The sequence below is a fragment of the Duganella lactea genome, from assembly GCF_009857505.1.
Lineage (GTDB): Bacteria > Pseudomonadota > Gammaproteobacteria > Burkholderiales > Burkholderiaceae_D > Rugamonas > Rugamonas lactea.
On record NZ_WWCP01000080.1, the window covers coordinates 1 to 3,633 of the forward strand.

The 3,633-nt window shown below is 65.8% G+C and carries 2 protein-coding genes; one reads left to right on the top strand and one right to left on the bottom strand.

Translation table 11 applies throughout. The annotated features are described in order from the left end of the window. Positions 1 to 126: 126 nt before the first annotated feature. On the bottom strand, positions 127 to 1,725 hold the full coding sequence (locus GTP44_RS26690) for a M28 family peptidase (protein ID WP_161021790.1): 1,599 nt from the start codon (positions 1,723 to 1,725) through the stop codon (positions 127 to 129). Between the two features lie 222 nt (positions 1,726 to 1,947). Between GTP44_RS26690 and GTP44_RS26695 the strand changes: the two genes are divergently transcribed. Next, complete coding sequence (locus GTP44_RS26695; protein ID WP_161021791.1) at positions 1,948 to 3,546, top strand: methyl-accepting chemotaxis protein; 1,599 nt, start codon at positions 1,948 to 1,950, stop codon at positions 3,544 to 3,546. Positions 3,547 to 3,633: the final 87 nt, after the last annotated feature.

Genomic DNA, 3,633 nt, shown 5'->3' on the forward strand with positions numbered 1-3,633 from the left:
GTGATCAGTGCTGTCGTTCACAAACTGACGCATCTGATTTACGGTGTCATCCGTACTGGCAAGCCTTTCGACCCCAAATACTTATCGAAAAAGCTTGCCATTCAAGACGGTATCTGACACCGTTTTTCAACGCTGAAACTCGGCGCCGTCTTGCCACTTGGGCGGCTGTTTGGCCTGGGCGGCCTGGTAGCCGGCCTGGAACAGCAGCTGGATGTCGTCCAGCGCGCCGGCCAGGTTCCAGTTCGGCTGCACCATGTCGTGCACCGTGTGGAACTGGTGCGCCGTGTAGTACAGCTGCTTGCCGCTGCCGCTGCCGCTGCCGCTGTTGCTGCGCAGGTAGATTGTCGGCACCCCGGCGCGCGCGAACGCCAGCTGGTCGCCGCGGTAGTAGCTGCCGTAGCTGAGGTTGCTGTCGGGCCGCACCACGCGGCCCTGCTTGCCGGCGGCCGCCTGGACCAGCGCGTCCGCCGTCGATTTGCCCATGCCGCTCAGCTCGACCGTGCGTGAGCGGCCCCACACATTCATGCCGTCGATGTTGATGTTCAGCACCGTCTTGTCGATCGGGATCAGCGGATGGCGCACATAGTATTGCGCTCCCAGCAGGCCGCGCTCGTGCGCCGTGGTGGCGACGAACACGATGCTGCGCCGGGGCGGCGTCGGCAGCGCCTGGTAGGCGCGGGCGATCTGCAGCAGCGCCGCCACGCCGCTGGCGTTGTCCACCGCGCCGTGGAAGATTTGCTGCGTGCGCGGCCCCGCCAGCGTGTCGTCGACGCCGAAGTGGTCCCAGTGCGCGCTGTACACCACCGCCTCATGCCGCAATTGCGGATCGGCACCGGGAATCTGCGCCACCACGTTGTGCGAGGTCAGCTCGCGCGTGGCGTTGACCAGCGCCAGGTGCAGCGTCACGCCCAGCGGCACCGGACGGAAGTCGCGGCCCTGCGCCTTGCGCTTCAGTTCCTCGAAGTCGAGGCCGGCCGCCTTGAACAGCTCGTGCGCGCGGGCCTGCCGCAGCCAGCCGGCCACCGCCGGCAGATCGGGTTCCGGCTGCGCCGTCTTCAGCGCGAAGTTTTCGCGGCCCCAGCTGTTGACCACCACCTCATACGGATAGCCGGCGCTCTGCGGCTCGTGCACGATCAGCGCGCCCGCCGCGCCCAGCCGCGCCGCCATCGCCAGCTTGTATTGCCAGCGGCCGTACCAGCCGCCGGCCGCCTTGGCGTCGCGCGCCGCCGGCCGTTTCGGGTCCCGCAGCGGCGGCTCGTTGATCAGCATCACCAGCGTCTTGCCGCGCAGGCTGGCGCCCTTGTAATCGTCCCAGTGGAAGGCCGGCGCCTGCACGCCGTAGCCGACAAACACCAGCTCCGAGCCGTTCAGTTCCAGCTGCGCGTCGGCGCGCGCGGTCCAGGCGATGTAGTCGTCGCCGAATTTCAGCTGGGTCGTCTGGCCGCCCTTGCTGTAGCTCAGCGTCGGGTGGCTGGAGATGCCCACCAGCGGCACCGCCTGCAGGTAGCCGCCGTCGGCGTTGCCCGGCGCCAGCCCGAGCTGCCTGAATTGCTGCTGCAGATAGTCGGTGGTCAGCGTTTCGCCCTGCGTGCCGGGCGCGCGGCCTTCAAACGCGTCCGAGGCCAGCGTGGTGATCTGTTCCAGCAGTAGCGCACCGTCGGGCTTGGGCTGCGCGGCCGCGTGGACACACACCGCCATCAGGGCGGCCGACAGGAGCGATTTCATATGGATGAATGATTGTTGGTATTTGAGTCACTATTGTGACACACTTTGTTTCCTTGTGACACATTTCTACCGCATCGCCGCAGACCGGATGCCGGCCCGTCCGGCGCGCATGACCGCGTCCTTTTTCTTTGGCGAATAAACCACAGCGGCACATTTCTTTCAGCCAGCAAGTCACTTTCCAGCGTATGCTAATTTCCATAAAGCAATAAGGAGACTGGCAACATGAATAAACTGTCATTTCAGCAAAAATTGTGGGTTCCGCTCATCTGCAGCCTGCTGTGCATCACCGCGATTTTTGTGTTCGAGACGATTCAGACCCGCAATGTGCGGATCGAGGAACGCAAGAACGATTTAAGCAACGTGGCCGACCTGGCGCTCAACATCGTCAAGCAGTTCGGCGACAAGGCCGCCGCCGGCGCGCTGAGCAAGGAAGCGGCGCAGAAGCAGGCGAGCGAAGCGATCCAGAAGCTGCGCTACGCCAAGGACGGCTACTTCACCATCAGCGACGGCACGCTGTCGCTGATGCACCCGATCAAACCGGAAAACAACAACAAGGACCTGGTCAACCTGAAGGACCCGAACGGCATCTACGTCTACCGCGAGATCGCCGCCGCCGCGGCCGGGCCCGGCGGCGCCGGCTTCATCCGCTACTACTGGTCGCGTCCGGGCGCGACCGAGCCGGTGCCCAAGCTCAGCCGCGTGGTTGGCTACGCGCCGTGGAACTGGGCGCTGACCACCGGCGTCTACATCGACGATATCGACCTCGCCTTCCGCGATTCGCTGATGAAATCGGCCGGCTGGCTGGCGCTGGTGTGCGGGCTGCTGTGGGTGATCGTCCGCCAGGTCAACAAGAGCCTGCGCCACACCATCGGCGGCACGCCGGAATACGTGGGCGAGGTGACGCGCAAGATCGCCGATGGCGACCTCAGCGTTGACGTCGCGACCCATGCGAGCGACCGGGACAGCATCCTGTATTCGGTCAAGGTGATGCAACAGCGGCTGGCCGACACCATCGGCGACATCCGCCGCAGCGCCGACACCATCGCCACCGCGTCGGGCGAGATCGCCTCCGGCAATATGGACTTGTCGGCGCGCACCGAGTCGCAGGCCAGCTCGCTGGAAGAGACCGCCGCGTCGATGGAGCAGCTGACCTCGACCGTCAACCAGAACGCCGCCAACGCCGTGCAGGCCAACCAGCTGGTGCGCTCGGCCTCGGAAGTGGCCGAGCGCGGCGGCCGGGTGGTGTCGCAAGTGGTCAGCACCATGGAGACCATCAACGCCTCGGCGACGCGGATTGTCGACATCATCAGCGTCATCGACGGCATCGCCTTCCAGACCAACATCCTGGCCTTGAACGCGGCGGTGGAGGCGGCGCGCGCCGGCGAGCAGGGGCGCGGCTTCGCGGTGGTGGCGTCGGAGGTGCGCAACCTGGCGCAGCGCTCGGCGGCGGCGGCCAAGGAAATCAAGGAGCTGATCAACGCCTCGGTGGACAGCATCAACAATGGCAGCGCGCTGGTCTCCGAAGCCGGCACGACGATGGACCAGGTGGTGGCCAGCGTGTCGCGCGTGACGCAGATCATGCAAGCGATCACCGACGCCTCCGGCGAGCAGAGCACGGGCATCGGCCACGTCAACATGGCGATCACGGAGATGGATTCGGTGACGCAGCAGAACGCCGCGCTGGTGGAGCAGGCGGCGGCGGCGGCCGGCAGCATGCAGGACCAGGCCGCGATGCTGGCCTCGCTGGTGGCGCGCTTCCAACTGCGCGCCGACGCCTCGCCGGTCCGTTCCGCACAGCGCCAGGTCGCGCTGGCCCGCTAGCCGTAAAAAAACCCGGTGTCAGGTCTGACATTCGCACACGGGCTCAACTGCTCCGCAGTTGAGCCCGTGTGCGAATGTCAGACCTGA

Coding starts and splice junctions, on each gene's coding strand:
- GTP44_RS26690 (WP_161021790.1), bottom strand. CDS start 1,725: ATGAAATCGCTCCTGTCGGCCGCCCTGATGGCGGTGTGTGTCCACGCG.
- GTP44_RS26695 (WP_161021791.1), top strand. CDS start 1,948: ATGAATAAACTGTCATTTCAGCAAAAATTGTGGGTTCCGCTCATCTGC.